Below are 18,149 nucleotides of genomic sequence, written 5' to 3' on the forward strand. Positions count from 1 at the left end.
GATCTCCGGGTCCGGCATCGCGCAGGGGGGAGAAAGACTCATGGAAACCGGTTTGCCGCAGGCATCCATTGCCTCAGCCGTCTTCGACGGCGTTGTCAGAGAGGTCCTCGAAGCCGTCATCGGTTTTCTGCCGGACTGGCTGGAGATCCCGCTGCTCAGCCTGATCATTCTGGCCGTCTTTCTGGGCTGGGCCCGCAAGCTCCGGCGCAACCGCGCAGAGCGCCGCGCCGCGCGGTCCGCGCGGCCCGTGGCGGCCGCGCAGAACGACCAGGGGCGCGGCGCCGACCACCTGGGGCCCTACGCACCGCAGCCCGCGCGGCAGGCGCAGCGCGAGGAGCCAAGCGGCGCCGACTTCCTCGGTGCGTACGCCCCCCAGCAGCGCCGGGGCGGCGACTCGGGCTGACTCCCGGGGGCGCCGTCGAGCGCCGTCGGGTGGCCAGGGGTGCGTCCACGGGCGTCCGAGTGCTGGACCGGCGGCCGGGACATGGGCCCGGACGTGGGAGGATCAATGGTGGCGGGCCGGGGCCGCGCACCCGGTCGCGCCGTCGCAGTTCCAGGCGCGAACATGAGGAGCACCGTTGAGCAGGTTGCGCTGGCTGACCGCGGGAGAGTCGCACGGCCCCGCACTCGTCGCGACGCTGGAGGGTCTCCCCGCCGGCGTACCGATCACCACCGAGATGGTGGCGGACGCACTTGCCCGGCGGCGTCTCGGCTACGGCCGTGGCGCGCGGATGAAGTTCGAGAAGGACGAGGTCACCTTTCTCGGCGGCGTGCGGCACGGGCTGAGCCTCGGTTCCCCGGTCGCGATCATGGTGGGCAACACCGAGTGGCCCAAGTGGGAACAGGTCATGTCGGCCGACCCGGTCGATGCCGAGATTCTTGACGGACTCGCGCGCAACGCGCCGCTGACCCGCCCCCGCCCCGGTCACGCCGACCTCGCCGGCATGCAGAAGTACGGTTTCGACGAGGCCCGGCCGATCCTGGAGCGCGCGAGCGCCCGGGAGACGGCGGCCCGCGTCGCGCTGGGCGCGGTCGCCCGTTCGTACCTCAAGGAGACGGCCGGGATCGAGATCGTCTCGCACGTGGTGGAACTGGCCGCGGCCAAGGCGCCGTACGGCGTCTACCCCGTCCCGGCCGACGTCGAGAAGCTGGACGCGGACCCGGTGCGCTGCCTCGACGCGGACGCGAGCAAGGCGATGATCGCGGAGATCGACCAGGCCCACAAGGACGGCGACACGCTCGGCGGAGTCGTCGAGGTCCTGGCGTACGGCGTGCCGGTCGGCCTCGGCTCCCACGTGCACTGGGACCGGCGCCTCGACGCCCGGCTGGCGGCCGCCCTCATGGGCATCCAGGCCATCAAGGGTGTCGAGGTCGGCGACGGCTTCGAGCTGGCCCGGGTACCGGGCTCGAAGGCGCACGACGAGATCGTCTCCACCGATGACGGCATCCGCCGCACCTCCGGCCGCTCCGGTGGCACCGAGGGCGGTCTCACGACCGGTGAGCTGCTGCGCGTACGAGCCGCCATGAAGCCCATCGCGACCGTCCCGCGGGCGCTCGCCACGGTCGACGTCGCCACCGGCGAGGCGGCCCAGGCCCACCACCAGCGCTCCGACGTGTGCGCCGTGCCCGCCGCCGGGATCGTCGCCGAGGCGATGGTCGCCCTCGTGCTGGCCGACGCGGTGGCGGAGAAGTTCGGCGGCGACTCCGTGCCCGAGACCCGTCGCAATGTGCGGTCCTTCCTCGACAACCTCGAAATCCGGTGAGCGATCCGATGAACTCGCCATTGGTCGTCCTCGTCGGGCCGATGGGCGTCGGCAAGTCCACGGTGGGCGAGCTGCTGGCCGCACGGCTCGGCGCCGCCTACCGGGACACCGATGCCGACATCGTGGCGGCCGAGGGCCGGCCCATCTCGGACATCTTCGTCGAGGAGGGCGAGGAGTACTTCCGCGCCCGCGAGCGGGAGGCCGTACGGACCGCGGTCGAGCGGCACACCGGTGTGCTGGCCCTCGGCGGCGGGGCCATCCTCGATCCGTCCACCCGAGAGCTGCTGACCGGACTGCCGGTCGTCTTCCTCGACGTGGAGGTCAACGAGGCGGTCCGACGAGTGGGCCTGAACACCGCCCGCCCGCTGCTCGCCGTCAACCCCCGCCAGCAGTGGCGGCAGTTGATGGAGCAGCGGCGCCCGCTCTACAACCAGGTGGCACGCGCCGTCGTCGCCACCGACGAGCGCACCCCCGAAGAGGTCGCACAAGCGGTCCTCGACGCACTGGAGCTGAAGGACGCATGACCGACGACAACACGCCCACACGCATCCGGATCGGCGGTACCGAGGGAGCCGACCCGTACGAGGTGCTCGTCGGCCGCCGGCTGCTCGGCGAACTGCCCGGGCTGATCGGCTCCAAGGCCAAGCGGGTCGCCGTGCTGCACCCGGAGGCCCTCGCCGAGACCGGCGAGGCGATCCGCGAGGATCTCGCGTCGCAGGGTTTCGAAGCCATCGCCATCCAGTTGCCCAACGCGGAGGAGGCCAAGACCGTCGAGGTGGCGGCGTACTGCTGGAAGGCGCTCGGGCAGACCGGCTTCACCCGTACCGACGTGATCGTCGGTGTGGGCGGTGGTGCCACCACGGACGTGGCGGGCTTCGTCGCCGCGACCTGGCTGCGCGGGGTGCGATGGATCGCCGTACCGACCACGGTGCTGGCCATGGTGGACGCGGCGGTCGGCGGCAAGACCGGCATCAATACCGCGGAGGGCAAGAACCTCGTCGGCGCCTTCCACCCGCCGGCCGGGGTGCTCTGTGACCTGGCCGCGCTGGACTCGCTGCCGGTCAACGACTACATCAGCGGGCTTGCCGAGATCATCAAGGCCGGCTTCATCGCCGACCCGGCGATCCTCGACCTGATCGAGGCGGACCCGGAGGCGGCTCGTACGCCCGCCGGGCCGCACACCGCCGAGCTGATCGAGCGCTCCATCCGGGTCAAGGCCGAGGTCGTCTCCAGTGACCTCAAGGAATCCGGGCTGCGCGAGATCCTCAACTACGGGCACACGCTGGCGCACGCCATCGAGAAGAACGAGCGTTACAACTGGCGCCACGGGGCGGCCGTCTCGATCGGCATGGTCTTCGCCGCCGAACTCGGCCGGCTGGCAGGCCGGCTCGACGACGCGACGGCCGACCGCCACCGCGCGGTCCTGGAGTCGGTCGGGCTGCCGCTGACGTACCGCGGTGACCAGTGGCCCAAACTGCTGGAGAACATGAAGGTCGACAAGAAGTCGCGGGGCGACCTCTTGCGCTTCATCGTCCTGGACGGTCTCGCCAAGCCGACCGTGCTCGAAGGCCCGGATCCCGCGGTACTGCTGGCCGCCTACGGAGAGGTGTCCAAGTGACGCGACAGGTGCTCGTCCTCAACGGGCCCAATCTGGGGCGGCTCGGTTCGCGGGAGCCCGACGTGTACGGCGCCACCTCCTACGCGGGTCTTGTCGACGCCTGCCAGACGCTCGGCAAGGAGCTCGGCTTCGAGGTCCAGGTGCGGGAGACGAACGACGAGGGCCAGATGATCCGCTGGCTCCACGAGGCGGCGGACGGTTCAATTCCGGTCATTCTCAACCCGGGGGCGTTCACGCACTACTCGTACGGAATGCGGGACGCGGCGGCTCAGCGCACCGCGCCCCTGATCGAGGTGCACATCTCCAACCCGTACGCCCGCGAGGAGTTCCGCCACACGTCGGTGGTCGCGGCAGTCGCGAGCGGCACGGTCGCCGGCTTCGGGATCGGCTCGTACCGGCTGGCGCTGCGCGCCCTCGCGGACGAACTGTCCGGCTGACCGGGCACCATCGCGCTTCCCCGCCCGTTCACTGAACGGCGGGCGGGGAAGGTACCGTTCGGTAGCAGGCGCGGAGTGTCCCTGGGGGAAGGCCTGCGCCGCAGCGCCAGTTGCCTGTACGAGACGGAGTGGCACCGGATGCAGCACGCAGTGGGGGCTCCGCTGCCGCCGCCCCACGGACCGGGGCAGGGCACGGCCACAGGATGGTCCCAGGGGCCCCACCACCCCGGCCCGCCGCCGGCAGGGCACCACCCGGGTCCGCCGGCACCGCAGAGCCCGCCACCCCACCCCGGTACGCCACCGGCCCACCCCGGTCCGTCGCCGGCGGGGCAGCACACCGGTCCGTCGCCCGCGCCGAACAGCCCGACGCCGGCCCACCCGGGTCCGGCCGCACCGGGCTGGAACGGTTCTGCCGCGCACTCGTCGGCCGCGCCGCCGCCCCGGGACACCACCGGGCACATTCCGCTTCCCCCGGGCGGCCCGGTGCCCGTACCCGCCGCCCCGGCCGGGCCCACCCACGCCGACACCGGACGGACCACCCTCGCGGTGCTGCTCATCGGCCCCGCCGGAGCCGGCAAGACCACGGTCGCCAAGCACTGGGCCAGGAGCCGCCAGGTCCCGACGGCCCACATCAGCCTCGACGACGTCCGCGAATGGGTCTGCTCCGGCTTCGCCGACCCTCAGGCCGGCTGGAACGACCACTCCGAGGCGCAGTACCGGCTGGCCCGCCGCACCTGCGGCTTCGCCGCCCGGAACTTTCTGGCCAACGGGATCTCCTGCATCCTGGACGACGCCGTCTTCCCCGACCGCCCGGTCGTCGGGCTCGGCGGCTGGAAGCGTCACGTCGGTCCGGGGCTGCTGCCGGTCGTCCTGCTGCCGGGCCTGGAGATCGTCCTCGAGCGCAACGCCGAGCGCAGCGGAAACCGGCGGCTGAGCGACGAGGAAGTCGCCCGTATCCATGGGCGGATGGCCGGCTGGTACGGCTCCGGACTGCCGATCATCGACAACTCGAAGTACGACGTGGAGACCACGGCCCGGGTCCTGGACGACGTGCTCGCCCGTGCCATCGCCTCACCGCCCAGCTGGTAGCCCGGGCGGGCGCGCCGCCCGTCCGGACGCGCTGGCCGGGCCGGTTCCGGCCGGGGCTCGTAGGCTCGTCTCATGTCAGAGGTGTACGCGGCCCGCCGCGGACAGCTGCGCGACCGTTGCGCCGCCGCCGGCAGTACAGCCGCACTGATCTCCCGCCCCGCGAACGTCCGCTACCTCGCGGGCGCCTCGCCACATGGGGCCGTCCTGCTCCTCGGCCCGGCCGAGGACGTCCTGCTCTGCGCCGGAACTCCGACGGGAGAACCGTCCGAAGGCCGGCTCGACGAGCAGCTACGGCTTTCCGTCCTGCCCGCACCGGGCGGGGACACGGCGGTCGCCGCGGCGGACATGGCCGCGGGCACCGGAGCCGAGTCCCTCGCCGTCGAGGAGCACCACCTGACCGTCGCGCGCTATCACGCGCTCGGCTCGGTGGCGCCCCGGCTGCGGCTGGCCGATCTCGGACAGGCGGTCGAGCAGCTGCGAATCATCAAGGACGAGGAGGAGATCGCCTGCCTGCGCATCGCGGCCGAGATCACCGACCAGGCACTCAGCGAGCTGCTGGAATCGATCCTGGTGGGCCGTACCGAGCGCCATCTCGCCCTGGAGCTGGAGCGCCGGCTCGTGGACCACGGTGCGGACGGTCCGGCCTTCCCGACCTCCGTCGCGACCGGGCCGAATTCGGGCCGCGGCGGCCACCGCCCGTCGGACCGGCGGGTGGAGGAAGGCGATTTCCTCTCGGTCTGCCTCGGTGCGAACTACCGCGGGTACCGCTGCGAGATCGGCCGTACGTTCGTCATCGGCACCACCCCCGCCGACTGGCAGATCGAGCTGTACGACGTGGTCTTCGCCGCTCAGCGGGCCGGCCGCGAGGCCCTGGCGCCGGGCGCCGCGTACCGTGACGTGGACCGTGCGGCACGTCAGGTTCTGGACTCCGCGGGCCACGGAGAGGGGCTGGCGCCCTCGACCGGACATGGTGTGGGACTCGAAATCGACGAGGACCCGCAGTTGGCACCTTCTGCCATGGGTAAACTGGACGCTTGTGTGCCGGTCACCGTCGAACCGGGGGTTCACCTCCCGGGCCGGGGCGGAGTCCGGATCGATGACACGCTCGTCGTACGCCCAGAGGCGGACGGCGGACCCGAGCTACTCACCATCACGACCAAGGAACTGCTCGCTCTCTAGTGCGCACACCGTGGTCCCGCCAGCTTCAGTCCAGGAGATTCCGCAACCGTGGCTTCCACGAACGACCTCAAGAACGGCATGGTGCTCAAGCTCGACGGGGGCCAGCTCTGGTCCGTCGTCGAGTTCCAGCACGTCAAGCCCGGCAAGGGCCCTGCCTTCGTGCGCACCAAGCTCAAGAACGTGCTCTCCGGAAAGGTCGTCGACAAGACGTTCAACGCCGGCGTGAAGGTCGAAACGGCCACCGTCGACCGTCGCGACATGCAGTTCTCGTACATGGACGGCGAGTACTTCGTCTTCATGGACATGGAGACGTACGACCAGCTGATGGTCGACCGCAAGGCTGTCGGCAGCGCCGCCAACTTCCTGATCGAGGGCTTCACCGCCAGCGTCGCCACCCACGAGGGCGAGGTGCTCTACGTCGAGCTCCCGGCCGCCGTGGAGCTGGTCATCCAGCACACCGAGCCGGGCGTCCAGGGCGACCGCTCGACGGGCGGCAGCAAGCCGGCCACGCTGGAGACCGGCTACGAGATCGGCGTCCCGCTCTTCATCACGACCGGCGAGAAGATCAAGGTCGACACCCGCTCCGGTGAGTACCTCGGCCGGGTGAACAGCTAACCGTGGCTGCCCGGAACAAGGCCCGCAAGCGCGCCTTCCAGATCCTCTTCGAGGCCGACCAGCGCGGTGAGTCCGTGCAGACGGTCCTCGCGGACTGGATCCGGCATGCCCGGACGGACGACCGGCAGCCGCCGGTCAACGAGTACACGATGCAGCTCGTCGAGGGATACGCGGACTACGCGGACCGGATCGACGACCTGATCGCCACCTACTCGGTGGACTGGTCGCTCGACCGGATGCCGGTCGTGGACCGCAACATCATCCGGCTCGGTGCGTACGAGCTGGTGTGGGTCGACGAGACCCCCGACGCGGTGGTGATCGACGAGGCCGTGCAGCTGGCCAAGGAGTTTTCGACCGACGACTCCCCGGCGTTCGTGAACGGACTGCTGGGCCGCTTCAAGGACCTCAAGCCGAGCCTGCGCCGCGCCTAGCGCGCGTCCGGCTGAATGCGAAGGGCCCGCCACGATATCCGACGATATCCGCGGCGGGCCCTTCGCGTACTCGGCACATCGCGTACTCGGCAAAAAACCGCCGGGTGGGGCGGAGCCTTGGGCTCCGCCCAACCCGGCGGCACGTTTCTGCAGTCTCGTCAGACGTCGTCGTGAGCGACGGCCCGGCGCGCATCGGCGTCCAGAACACCCCAGCTGATCAGCTGCTCGGTCAGAACCGAGGGCGACTGGTCGTAGATCACGGCCAATGTGCGCAGGTCGTCCTGGCGGATCGACAGCACCTTGCCGTTGTAGTCGCCTCGCTGGCTCTGGATCGTGGCGGCATAGCGCTGGAGCGGGCCCGCCTTCTCCTGCGGGACGTGGGCGAGGCGCTCCAGGTCCAGTACGAGCTTCGGCGGCGGCTCGGCGGCCCCGCCCGGTGTGGTGCCCGGCAGCAGTTCCTGAACGGGCACGCCGTAGAAGTCCGCCAGCTCGGCGAGGCGCTGCACGGTCACGGCACGGTCGCCGCGCTCGTAGGAGCCGACCACGACGGCCTTCCAACGGCCCTGGGACTTCTCCTCGACACCGTGGAGGGAAAGGCCCTGTTGGGTGCGGATGGCGCGGAGCTTGGCCCCGAGCTGCTTGGCGTATTCGCTGGACATAACGCTCCCGGACGCTGTGACAACATGCGGCTCCGCCGCGCGGCTGGTAACTCACTGTGAGGTTACGCAGCGTTACTTGGCTGCGTCAAGCCGAATGCTGCCGACCGCGCCTTTCGAGGGGGCGCCCGGAGGGCCGCCGCAAGCCCCTGGTACCGTGGGTGGCGTAAATCCGACGTCCTTTAAGGTCCGTCCCGTGAGGCGGAGAAGGAGGTCCGTTTCGTATGGACGCCATCCAAAGCTCCGAATCAGTCGCAGCCGATGCGGCCCGCCCTGTTCTCGAGGGCCCCGACATCGCGCGGGTGCTGACCCGAATCGCCCACGAGATCGTCGAACGCGCCAAGGGCGCCGACGACGTGGTGCTCCTCGGCATTCCGACCCGCGGCGTGTTCCTGGCCGGCCGGATCGCCGCCAAGCTTGAAGAGATCACCGGCCGGAAGATGCCGGTGGGCTCCCTCGACATCACCATGTACCGCGATGACCTGCGGCTCCGGCCCGCCCGCACGCTGGGCCGCACCGAGATCCCCGGTGACGGCGTCGACGGACGCCTGGTCGTCCTCGTCGACGACGTGCTCTTCTCCGGCCGCACCATCCGCGCCGCGCTGGACGCGCTCGGCGACATCGGCCGGCCGCGCGCCGTCCAGCTCGCGGTCCTCGTCGACCGCGGCCACCGTGAACTTCCGATCCGAGCCGACTACGTCGGCAAGAACCTCCCCACGTCGTTGCGGGAGACGGTCAGGGTCCAGCTCTCCGAGGAGGACGGCCGCGACGCCGTGTTGCTCGGCGTCCAGCAGACCGCCCCGGCCGGCGAGCAGTAGCACTTCCGCGTACGCCCCTGCCGACCCGGGTGCGTACGGTCCGCCCGCCTGCCCGCCCGCATGCCTGCGCCCTCCTCACACCGGAGTACTCCCAGATGAAGCGCCACCTCATCTCGGCCGCCGACCTCACCCGCGACGACGCCGTCCTCATCCTCGACACCGCGGAGGAGATGGCACGGGTCGCCGACCGGCCGATCAAGAAGCTGCCGACGCTGCGCGGCCGTACGGTCGTCAACCTCTTCTTCGAGGACTCGACCCGCACGCGCATCTCCTTCGAGGCCGCCGCCAAGCGCCTCTCCGCCGATGTCATCAACTTCTCCGCGAAGGGCTCGTCCGTCTCCAAGGGAGAGTCCCTCAAGGACACCGCGCTGACCCTGGAGGCGATGGGCGCGGACGCCGTCGTCATCCGGCACGGCGCCTCCGGGGCCCCCTACCGGCTCGCCACCTCGGGCTGGATCGACGGCGCGGTCGTCAACGCCGGTGACGGCACCCACGAGCACCCCACCCAGGCGCTGCTCGACGCCTTCACCATGCGCCGCCGCCTCGTCGGGCCGGACGCCGGCCTCGGCCGCGACCTGGAGGGCCGCCGCATCACCGTCGTCGGCGACGTCCTGCACAGCCGGGTCGCCCGCTCCAACGTCCTGCTCCTGCACACGCTGGGCGCACATGTCACCCTCGTGGCGCCGCCCACGCTGGTGCCCATCGGTGTCGAGAACTGGCCGTGCGAGGTCAGCTACGACCTCGACGCGGTGCTGCCGAAGTCCGACGCGGTGATGATGCTCCGTGTGCAGCGCGAGCGGATGAACGCCGCCTTCTTCCCGACCGAGCGCGAGTACTCCCGCCGTTACGGTCTCAACGGCGACCGCATGGCGCGAATGCCCGAGCACGCCGTCGTGATGCACCCCGGCCCGATGAACCGCGGCATGGAGATCACTGCCGACGTCGCGGACTCCGACCGCTGCACGGCCGTCGAGCAGGTCGCCAATGGCGTCAGCATCCGGATGGCCGTCCTCTATCTGCTTCTCGGCGGTGCCGAACCCGCCGTCACGAACAACTCCCGCACCGAGGAGAACAAGTAGTCATGAGCAAGATCCTTATCCGCGGCGCGAAGGTCCTCGGCGGCGAGCCGCAGGACGTCCTGATCGACGGCGAGACCATCGCAGCGGTGGGTACCGGCCTCGAGGCCGGCGACGCCACCGTGATCGAGGCCGACGGCCAAGTCCTGCTGCCCGGCCTCGTCGACCTGCACACCCACCTGCGCGAGCCCGGCCGGGAAGACTCCGAGACAGTCCTGACCGGTACGAAGGCCGCCGCGGTCGGCGGCTACACCGCCGTGCACGCCATGGCGAACACCTTCCCGGTCGCCGACACCGCCGGCGTCGTCGAGCAGGTCTGGCGGCTCGGCAGGGAGTCCGGCTACTGCGACGTGCAGCCGGTCGGCGCGGTCACCGTGGGACTGGAGGGCAAGCAGCTCGCCGAGCTCGGTGCCATGCACGACTCCGCCGCGGGAGTGAAGGTCTTCTCCGACGACGGCAAGTGCGTCGACGACGCGGTGATCATGCGGCGCGCCCTGGAGTACGTGAAGGCGTTCGACGGTGTCGTGGCGCAGCACGCCCAGGAGCCCCGCCTCACCGAGGGCGCCCAGATGAACGAGGGCATCGTCTCCTCCGAACTTGGGCTCGGCGGCTGGCCTGCCGTCGCCGAGGAGTCGATCATCGCCCGCGACGTCCTCCTCGCCGCGCACGTCGGCTCCCGAGTGCACATCTGCCACCTTTCCACGGCCGGCTCGGTCGAGATCGTCCGCTGGGCGAAGTCCAAGGGCTGGAACGTCACCGCCGAGGTCACTCCGCACCACCTGCTGCTGACGGACGAGCTCGTACGCACGTACAACCCCGTCTACAAGGTCAACCCGCCGCTGCGCACCGAGGCCGACGTCCTTGCCCTGCGTGAGGCGCTCGCCGACGGCACCATCGACTGCGTCGCCACCGACCACGCACCGCACCCGCACGAGGACAAGGACTGCGAGTGGGCCGCGGCCGCCATGGGCATGGTGGGCCTGGAGACCGCGCTCTCCGTCGTCCAGCAGACGATGGTGGAGACCGGCCTGATCGACTGGGCCGGTGTCGCCGACCGGATGTCCTTCCGCCCGGCCGCCATCGGCCGCCTGGACGGCCATGGACGGCCCGTCTCGGCTGGTGAGCCCGCGAACCTCACCCTCGTCGATCCGGCATACCGTGGAGTGGTGGACCCCGCGGGCTTCGCCTCCCGCAGCCGCAACACCCCCTACGAGGGCCGTGAGCTGCCGGGACGCGTCACCCACACCTTCCTGCGGGGCCGGGCAACGGTCGTGGACGGGAAGCTGGCGTGACACCTGCACTGAGCAATCTGGCCCCGGTGGCCGCCCTTGCTGCCGAGCAGAAGTCGGCGGAGGTGACGGACTGGGCGGCGCGCATCGGCTGGGTCGTCGGACTGCTGGTCTTCATCGCGTTCGTCTACTGGCTGATGCGCCAGGGCTGGAAGTGGCGCGGCACCCTGCAGGGTGACCTGCCCGAGCTGGTCGGCCGGCCGGACGGCCTGCCCGAGGCCAGGCTGACCATGACCGGCCGCTACCACGGCTCGACGACCGCCGGTGAGTGGCTCGACCGGATCGTCGCCCACGGCCTGGGCACCCGCAGCCGGGTCGAGCTGACGCTGACCGACGCCGGACTGGATGTCGTACGCCCCGCCGCGGCCGACTTCTTCGTGCCGGCCGCGGCCCTGCGGGAGGCCAGGCTCGACAAGGGAATCGCCGGGAAGGTCCTCTCCGAGGGCGGGCTGCTGATCGTCACCTGGCAGCACGGCGACCGGCTGATCGACTCCGGCTTCCGCTCCGACCGCGCGGCCGAGCACGCCGCCTGGGTCGAGGCGATCACCACCATCCGCACCATGAGCACTCAGCAGAGCACGACGGAAGGCGCACGATGACCACCTCCACCCGGGGAGCCGGCAAGGCTTCCGCCGTACTCGTACTGGAGGACGGCCGCAGCTTCCGCGGCCGCGCCTACGGGGCCGTGGGGGAGACCTTCGGCGAGGCGGTCTTCAACACCGGCATGACGGGCTACCAGGAGACCCTGACCGACCCGTCGTACCACCGCCAGGTCGTCGTGATGACCGCCCCGCACGTGGGCAACACCGGTGTCAACGACGAAGACGACGAGTCCAGGAAGATCTGGGTCGCCGGGTACGTCGTGCGCGACCCCGCGCGGGTCCCGTCCAACTGGCGCTCGCGGCGCTCGCTCGACGACGAGCTCGTCGCGCAGGGCATCGTCGGCATCAGCGGCATCGACACCCGGGCCCTCACCCGCCACCTGCGCGAACGCGGCGCCATGCGCGTCGGGATCTTCTCCGGCAACGCTCTGGCCGACGAGGGAACGCTGCTCGCCAAGGTGCGCCAGGGCGCCGAGATGGTGGGCGCGAACCTGTCCGCCGAGGTCGCGACCGAGGAGACGTACGTCGTCCCCGCGATCGGCACCAAGCGCTTCACCGTCGCGGCCATAGACCTGGGCATCAAGGGCATGACCCCGCACCGGATGGCCGAGCGCGGCATCGAGGTGCACGTCCTGCCCGCCACCGCCACCCCCGAGGACGTGTACGCGGTCAACCCCGACGGCGTCTTCCTCTCGAACGGCCCCGGCGACCCGGCGACCGCCGACCTCACCGTCGTCAAGGCGGTCCTGGAGCGCAAGACCCCGCTCTTCGGCATCTGCTTCGGCAACCAGCTCCTCGGCCGCTCGCTCGGCTTCGGCACGTACAAGCTCAAGTACGGCCACCGCGGCATCAATCAGCCGGTCCAGGACCGTACGACCGGCAAGGTCGAAGTCACCGCGCACAACCACGGATTCGCCGTCGACGCACCGCTCGACAAGATCTCCGACACGCCCTACGGCCGGGCCGAGGTCTCCCACGTCTGCCTCAACGACAACGTGGTGGAAGGCCTCCAGCTGCTCGACCGGCCGGCGTTCAGCGTCCAGTACCACCCCGAGGCGGCCGCGGGCCCGCACGACGCCGCGTACCTGTTCGACCGCTTCGTAGAGCTCATGGAGGGCCAGCGTGCCTAAGCGCACCGATATCCAGTCCGTCCTGGTCATCGGCTCCGGCCCGATCGTCATCGGCCAGGCCGCCGAGTTCGACTACTCCGGCACCCAGGCCTGCCGCGTCCTCAAAGCCGAGGGCATCCGCGTCATCCTGGTCAATTCCAACCCGGCCACGATCATGACCGACCCGGAGATCGCCGACGCCACGTACGTCGAGCCGATCACCCCGGAGTTCGTCGAGAAGATCATCGCCAAGGAGCGCCCCGACGCGCTGCTGCCGACTCTCGGCGGCCAGACCGCGCTCAACACCGCGATCTCCATGCACGAGCAGGGCGTTCTGCAGAAGTACGGCGTCGAGCTCATCGGCGCCAACGTCGAGGCGATCAACAAGGGCGAGGACCGTGATCTCTTCAAGGGGGTCGTCGAAGCCGTCAACGCCAAGATCGGCTACGGCGAGTCCGCCCGCTCCGTCATCTGCCACTCCATGGACGACGTCCTGAAGGGCGTCGACGAGCTCGGCGGCTACCCCGTCGTCGTCCGCCCCTCCTTCACCATGGGCGGCGCCGGCTCCGGCTTCGCGCACAACGAGGACGAGCTGCGCCGCATCGCCGGCCAGGGCCTCACGCTCTCGCCGACCACCGAGGTGCTCCTGGAGGAGTCCATCCTCGGCTGGAAGGAGTACGAGCTCGAGTTGATGCGCGACAAGCACGACAACGTCGTGGTCGTCTGCTCCATCGAGAACTTCGACCCGATGGGCGTGCACACCGGCGACTCGATCACCGTCGCGCCGGCGATGACCCTGACCGACCGCGAATACCAGCGGCTGCGCGACATCGGCATCGCGATCATCCGCGAGGTCGGCGTCGACACCGGAGGCTGCAACATCCAGTTCGCGGTCAACCCCGATGACGGCCGGATCATCGTCATCGAGATGAACCCGCGCGTCTCCCGTTCCTCGGCGCTGGCCTCGAAGGCCACGGGCTTCCCGATCGCGAAGATCGCCGCCCGTCTCGCCGTCGGGTACACCCTGGACGAGATCCCCAACGACATCACCGAGAAGACCCCGGCGTCCTTCGAGCCCACGCTCGACTACGTCGTGGTCAAGGTGCCGCGCTTCGCCTTCGAGAAGTTCCCGCTCGCGGACGCCACCCTCACCACCACCATGAAGTCGGTGGGCGAGGCCATGGCCATCGGCCGTAACTTCACCGAGGCCCTGCAGAAGGCGCTGCGCTCTCTGGAGAAGAAGGGCAGCCAGTTCTCCTTCACCGGAGAGCCGGGGGACAAGGCCGAACTGCTGGAGATCTCCAAGGTCCCCACCGATGGCCGGATCAACACCGTCATGCAGGCCATCCGGGCCGGCGCCACCGCCGAGGAGGTCTTCGACGCCACGAAGATCGACCCCTGGTTCGTCGACCAGCTCTTCCTGATCAAGGAGTACGCGGACGAGCTGGCCGCCGCCGACAAGCTCGGTCCCGAAATGCTCGCCGACGCCAAGCGGCACGGCTTCTCCGACGCCCAGATCGGCGAGATCCGGGGCCTGCGTGAAGACGTCGTCCGCGAGGTCCGGCATGCCCTCGGGGTACGCCCGGTCTACAAGACGGTTGACACCTGCGCCGCCGAGTTCGCCGCCAAGACCCCGTACTTCTACTCCTCGTACGACGAGGAGAGCGAGGTCGCGCCGCGCGAGAAGGCCGCTGTGATCATCCTCGGCTCGGGTCCGAACCGTATCGGCCAGGGCATCGAGTTCGACTACTCCTGTGTCCACGCCTCCTTCGCGCTCAGCGACGCCGGCTACGAGACCGTGATGGTCAACTGCAACCCCGAGACCGTCTCCACCGACTACGACACCTCCGACCGGCTCTACTTCGAGCCGCTCACCCTGGAGGACGTCCTGGAGATCGTCCACGCCGAGTCCCTCGCCGGCCCGATCGCGGGCGTCGTCGTCCAGCTCGGCGGCCAGACGCCGCTGGGCCTGGCCCAGGCGCTCAAGGACAACGGCGTACCGGTCGTCGGTACACCGCCGGAGGCCATCCACGCCGCCGAGGACCGCGGCGCCTTCGGCCGGGTGCTCGCCGAGGCGGGGCTGCCCGCTCCCAAGCACGGCACCGCGACGACGTTCGACGAGGCGAAGGCCATCGCCGACGAGATCGGCTACCCCGTCCTGGTCCGCCCGTCGTACGTACTCGGCGGCCGCGGCATGGAGATCGTGTACGACGAGGCCCGTCTCTCCTCGTACATCGCGGAGTCCACCGAGATCAGCCCCACCCGCCCGGTCCTGGTCGACCGGTTCCTCGACGACGCGATCGAGATCGACGTCGACGCGCTCTACGACGGCACCGAGCTCTATCTCGGCGGCGTCATGGAGCACATCGAGGAGGCCGGCATCCACTCCGGCGACTCCGCCTGCGCTCTGCCCCCGATCACCCTCGGCGGCTTCGACATCAAGCGGCTGCGGGCCTCCACCGAGGCCATCGCGCGCGGTGTCGGGGTCCGCGGGCTGATCAACATCCAGTTCGCGATGGCCGGCGACATCCTGTACGTCCTGGAGGCCAACCCGCGTGCCTCCCGGACCGTGCCCTTCACCTCGAAGGCGACCGCTGTACCGCTGGCGAAGGCCGCCGCCCGGATCTCGCTGGGCGCGTCCATCGCCGAGCTGCGCGCCGAAGGCCTGCTGCCGAAGAACGGTGACGGAGGCACCCTGCCGCTCGACGCGCCGATCTCCGTCAAGGAGGCCGTGATGCCGTGGAGCCGCTTCCGCGACATCCAGGGGCGCGGCGTGGACACCGTCCTCGGCCCGGAGATGCGCTCCACCGGCGAAGTCATGGGCATCGACTCGGTGTTCGGCACGGCGTACGCCAAGTCCCAGGCCGGGGCGTACGGCCCGCTGCCCACCAAGGGCCGTGCCTTCATCTCGGTCGCCAACCGGGACAAGCGCTCGATGATCTTCCCGGCGCGTGAACTGGTCGCCCACGGCTTCGAGCTGCTCGCCACCTCCGGCACCGCCGAGGTGCTGCGGCGCAACGGCATCAACGCCACCGTGGTGCGCAAGCTGAGCGAGGGCGAGGGCCCGAACGGCGAGAGGACCATCGTCCAGCTCATCCACGACGGCCAGGTCGACCTGATCGTCAACACGCCGTACGGCACCGGCGGCCGTCTCGACGGCTACGAGATCCGCACCGCGGCCGTGGCCCGTTCGGTCCCGTGCCTGACCACGGTCCAGGCCCTCGCGGCCGCCGTCCAGGGCATCGACGCGCTCACCGGCGGCGACGTCGGCGTCCGTTCCCTCCAGGAACACGCGCGGCATCTGATCGCGGCCCGCGAGGAGTAGGGCACACGAGGGGGACACCGGATCCGGTGTCCCCCTCTTCGTGAGCACCTCTCCCGACCCTCGCCCAGAAGGCACGCCATGTACAAGTTCTTCTTCAACCTGGTCTTCAAGCGGATGGACCCGGAGCAGGCCCATCACCTGGCATTCCGCTGGATCCGCCTCGCCGCCGGAGTCCCCGTACTGCGCACGTTCCTCGCGGCCGTCCTCGCGCCGCGGTACGAGTCGCTCCGTACGGAAGCGCTCGGCCTGCGCATGCACGGCCCCTTCGGGCTCGCGGCCGGCTTCGACAAGAACGCCGTCGCCATCGACGGCATGACCATGCTCGGCTTCGACCACGTCGAGATCGGCACGGTCACCGCGCAGCCCCAGCCCGGCAACCCCAAGAAGCGGCTGTTCCGCCTGGTGGCGGACCGCGCGCTCATCAACCGCATGGGCTTCAACAACGAAGGCTCGGCGGCCGTCGCCGAACGCCTGGCGGCCCGTGCGGCCGCGCTCGGGAAGAAGCGCGGCAGGACCACCGTCGGCGTCAACATCGGCAAGACCAAGGTCGTCCCCGAGGCCGAAGCCGTCGGCGACTACGTGACTTCCACCGAGCGCCTCGCCGCGTACGCCGACTACCTCGTGGTGAACGTCTCCTCGCCGAACACGCCCGGCCTGCGCAACCTCCAGGCCACCGAGTCGCTGCGCCCGCTCCTGACCGCCGTGCGTGAGGCCGCCGACCGCACGGTGACCGACCGCAGGGTCCCGCTTCTGGTCAAGATCGCTCCCGACCTGGCCGACGAGGACATCGACGCCGTCGCGGACCTCGCGGTGGAGCTCGGCCTGGACGGCGTCATCGCCACCAACACCACCATCGCGCGCGACGGCCTCGGCCTGGAATCCGACCCCGCCCTGGTCAAGGAGACCGGTGGGCTGTCCGGCGCCCCGGTCAGGGAACGCTCACTCGCGGTCCTGAGGCGCCTGTACGGGCGTGTGGGCGGCCGGATCACCCTGGTCGGGGTGGGCGGCATCGAGAACGCCGAGGACGCCTGGCAGCGCATCCTGGCCGGTGCCACCCTCGTCCAGGGCTACAGCGCCTTCATCTACGAGGGCCCCTTCTGGGCCCGCGCCGTCCACAAGGGCCTGGCCGCCCGGCTCAAGGCCTCCCCGTACGCCACCCTCGCCGAGGCTGTCGGCGCCGAGACCCGAAAGGCCACCCCGTGACTCCCGAACCCTTCGGCGCCCGGCTGCGCCGCGCCATGGACACCCGTGGTCCGCTCTGTGTCGGCATCGACCCGCACGCGTCACTGCTCGCGGCCTGGGGCCTGGACGACGACGTCGCGGGCCTGGAACGCTTCACGCGGACGGTCGTCGAGGCGCTGGCCGACCGGGTCGCCGTCCTCAAGCCGCAGTCCGCGTTCTTCGAGCGCTTCGGCTCGCGCGGCATCGCGGTACTGGAGAAGGCGGTCGAGGAGGCGCGGGCCGCCGGTGCGTTGGTCCTGATGGACGCCAAACGCGGTGACATCGGCTCCACGATGGGCGCGTACGCGGAGACCTACCTCCACAAGGGCTCGCCGCTCTTCTCGGACGCGGTGACCGTCTCCCCGTATCTCGGTTTCGGCTCGCTGCGTCCGGCGCTGGACGCCGCCGTGATCAACGGCTGCGGCGTCTTCGTCCTCGCCCTTACCTCGAACCCCGAGGGGGCGGAGGTGCAGCGCGCCGCCGCGGCCGACGGACGCTCGCTGGCCCAGGTGATGCTCGACCACATGGCCGCCGAGAACGAGGGCGCGCAGCCGCTCGGCTCGGTCGGAGCCGTGGTCGGCGCGACGCTCGGCGACGCCGGCGCGGACCTGGACATCAACGGCCCGCTGCTCGCACCCGGCATCGGCGCCCAGGGGGCGACGCCCGCCGACCTGCCCGGCGTCTTCGGCGCGGCGGTGGGCAATGTGGTGCCGAGTGTGAGCCGCGGCGTACTCCGCCACGGTCCGGACGCGGCGGCGCTGCGTGAGTCGGCGGCGCGGTACGCGGATGAGGTCCGGAAGGCCGTCGCCGGCGCGTAGCGGACGCCGCTTGACCACTTCCTGACTAAAAACCCGGGCGATTTGACTGAAATGTCCCGCTGGATCGATGCTGACCAGGACTTTTAGTCTGTTCTCGCTGACT

At 70.5% G+C, this 18,149-nt stretch carries 18 protein-coding genes; 17 read left to right on the forward strand and 1 reads right to left on the reverse strand.

What is annotated here, in order from left to right:
• Nucleotides 1–40 precede the first annotated feature (40 nt).
• The 9 genes from AB0M62_RS17345 (at nucleotide 41) to nusB (ending at nucleotide 7,132) form a co-directional block, all read left to right on the forward strand.
• The gene (locus AB0M62_RS17345; RefSeq protein ID WP_366075045.1) at nucleotides 41–403 is read left to right on the forward strand and encodes a hypothetical protein; all 363 of its coding nucleotides are present in this window, start codon (nucleotides 41–43) and stop codon (nucleotides 401–403) included.
• Between the two features lie 175 nt (nucleotides 404–578).
• A complete protein-coding gene (gene aroC, locus AB0M62_RS17350) occupies nucleotides 579–1,763 on the forward strand; it encodes a chorismate synthase (protein ID WP_366075046.1) in 1,185 nt (394 codons plus the stop codon).
• Between the two features lie 8 nt (nucleotides 1,764–1,771).
• Entirely contained in the window at nucleotides 1,772–2,287 is a 516-nt protein-coding gene (locus tag AB0M62_RS17355; RefSeq protein ID WP_366075047.1) for a shikimate kinase, read from the forward strand.
• A complete protein-coding gene (gene aroB / locus AB0M62_RS17360) occupies nucleotides 2,284–3,381 on the forward strand; it encodes a 3-dehydroquinate synthase (RefSeq protein ID WP_366075048.1) in 1,098 nt (365 codons plus the stop codon). The genes AB0M62_RS17355 and aroB overlap by 4 nt, the downstream gene beginning before the upstream one ends.
• Entirely contained in the window at nucleotides 3,378–3,818 is a 441-nt protein-coding gene (aroQ, locus tag AB0M62_RS17365) for a type II 3-dehydroquinate dehydratase (protein ID WP_366075049.1), read from the forward strand. The genes aroB and aroQ overlap by 4 nt, the downstream gene beginning before the upstream one ends.
• Before the next feature lie 138 nt (nucleotides 3,819–3,956).
• Nucleotides 3,957–4,907 (forward strand): AAA family ATPase, encoded by a 951-nt coding sequence (locus tag AB0M62_RS17370; RefSeq protein WP_366075050.1) that lies wholly within the window; start codon nucleotides 3,957–3,959, stop codon nucleotides 4,905–4,907.
• 72 nt (nucleotides 4,908–4,979) lie between these two features.
• On the forward strand, nucleotides 4,980–6,086 hold the full coding sequence (locus AB0M62_RS17375) for an aminopeptidase P family protein (RefSeq protein WP_366075051.1): 1,107 nt from the start codon (nucleotides 4,980–4,982) through the stop codon (nucleotides 6,084–6,086).
• Between the two features lie 48 nt (nucleotides 6,087–6,134).
• A complete protein-coding gene (efp, locus tag AB0M62_RS17380; RefSeq protein WP_366075052.1) occupies nucleotides 6,135–6,701 on the forward strand; it encodes an elongation factor P in 567 nt (188 codons plus the stop codon).
• A 2-nt stretch (nucleotides 6,702–6,703) separates the two neighbouring features.
• Nucleotides 6,704–7,132, forward strand: coding sequence for a transcription antitermination factor NusB (gene nusB / locus AB0M62_RS17385; protein ID WP_366075054.1), 429 nt, complete (start codon nucleotides 6,704–6,706; stop codon nucleotides 7,130–7,132).
• Between the two features lie 158 nt (nucleotides 7,133–7,290).
• On the opposite strand, the gene bldD is transcribed toward nusB, so the two are convergent.
• Entirely contained in the window at nucleotides 7,291–7,791 is a 501-nt protein-coding gene (gene bldD / locus AB0M62_RS17390; RefSeq protein WP_254369879.1) for a transcriptional regulator BldD, read from the reverse strand.
• Nucleotides 7,792–8,012: 221 nt separating this feature from the next.
• Between bldD and pyrR the strand changes: the two genes are divergently transcribed.
• The 8 genes from pyrR to pyrF all read left to right on the forward strand — a co-directional run bounded on the left by pyrR (nucleotide 8,013) and on the right by pyrF (nucleotide 18,046).
• Entirely contained in the window at nucleotides 8,013–8,606 is a 594-nt protein-coding gene (pyrR, locus tag AB0M62_RS17395) for a bifunctional pyr operon transcriptional regulator/uracil phosphoribosyltransferase PyrR (RefSeq protein ID WP_366075055.1), read from the forward strand.
• Nucleotides 8,607–8,701: 95 nt separating this feature from the next.
• Nucleotides 8,702–9,685, forward strand: a complete 984-nt coding sequence (locus AB0M62_RS17400; protein WP_366075056.1) for an aspartate carbamoyltransferase catalytic subunit — start codon at nucleotides 8,702–8,704, stop codon at nucleotides 9,683–9,685.
• A gap of 2 nt (nucleotides 9,686–9,687) precedes the next feature.
• On the forward strand, nucleotides 9,688–10,974 hold the full coding sequence (locus AB0M62_RS17405) for a dihydroorotase (RefSeq protein WP_366075057.1): 1,287 nt from the start codon (nucleotides 9,688–9,690) through the stop codon (nucleotides 10,972–10,974).
• Nucleotides 10,971–11,570, forward strand: a complete 600-nt coding sequence (locus AB0M62_RS17410; RefSeq protein ID WP_366075058.1) for a hypothetical protein — start codon at nucleotides 10,971–10,973, stop codon at nucleotides 11,568–11,570. The genes AB0M62_RS17405 and AB0M62_RS17410 overlap by 4 nt, the downstream gene beginning before the upstream one ends.
• Complete coding sequence (gene carA / locus AB0M62_RS17415; RefSeq protein WP_366075059.1) at nucleotides 11,567–12,703, forward strand: glutamine-hydrolyzing carbamoyl-phosphate synthase small subunit; 1,137 nt, start codon at nucleotides 11,567–11,569, stop codon at nucleotides 12,701–12,703. The genes AB0M62_RS17410 and carA overlap by 4 nt, the downstream gene beginning before the upstream one ends.
• Nucleotides 12,696–16,007, forward strand: a complete 3,312-nt coding sequence (gene carB / locus AB0M62_RS17420; protein WP_366075060.1) for a carbamoyl-phosphate synthase large subunit — start codon at nucleotides 12,696–12,698, stop codon at nucleotides 16,005–16,007. The genes carA and carB overlap by 8 nt, the downstream gene beginning before the upstream one ends.
• A gap of 78 nt (nucleotides 16,008–16,085) precedes the next feature.
• Nucleotides 16,086–17,210, forward strand: coding sequence for a quinone-dependent dihydroorotate dehydrogenase (locus tag AB0M62_RS17425; RefSeq protein WP_366075061.1), 1,125 nt, complete (start codon nucleotides 16,086–16,088; stop codon nucleotides 17,208–17,210).
• A complete protein-coding gene (pyrF, locus tag AB0M62_RS17430; protein WP_366075062.1) occupies nucleotides 17,207–18,046 on the forward strand; it encodes an orotidine-5'-phosphate decarboxylase in 840 nt (279 codons plus the stop codon). Before AB0M62_RS17425 ends, pyrF begins: the two co-directional genes overlap by 4 nt.
• Nucleotides 18,047–18,149 lie beyond the last annotated feature (103 nt).

Origin of the sequence: Streptomyces sp. NPDC051219 (assembly GCF_040682335.1) — a bacterium.
Taxonomy (GTDB): domain Bacteria; phylum Actinomycetota; class Actinomycetes; order Streptomycetales; family Streptomycetaceae; genus Streptomyces.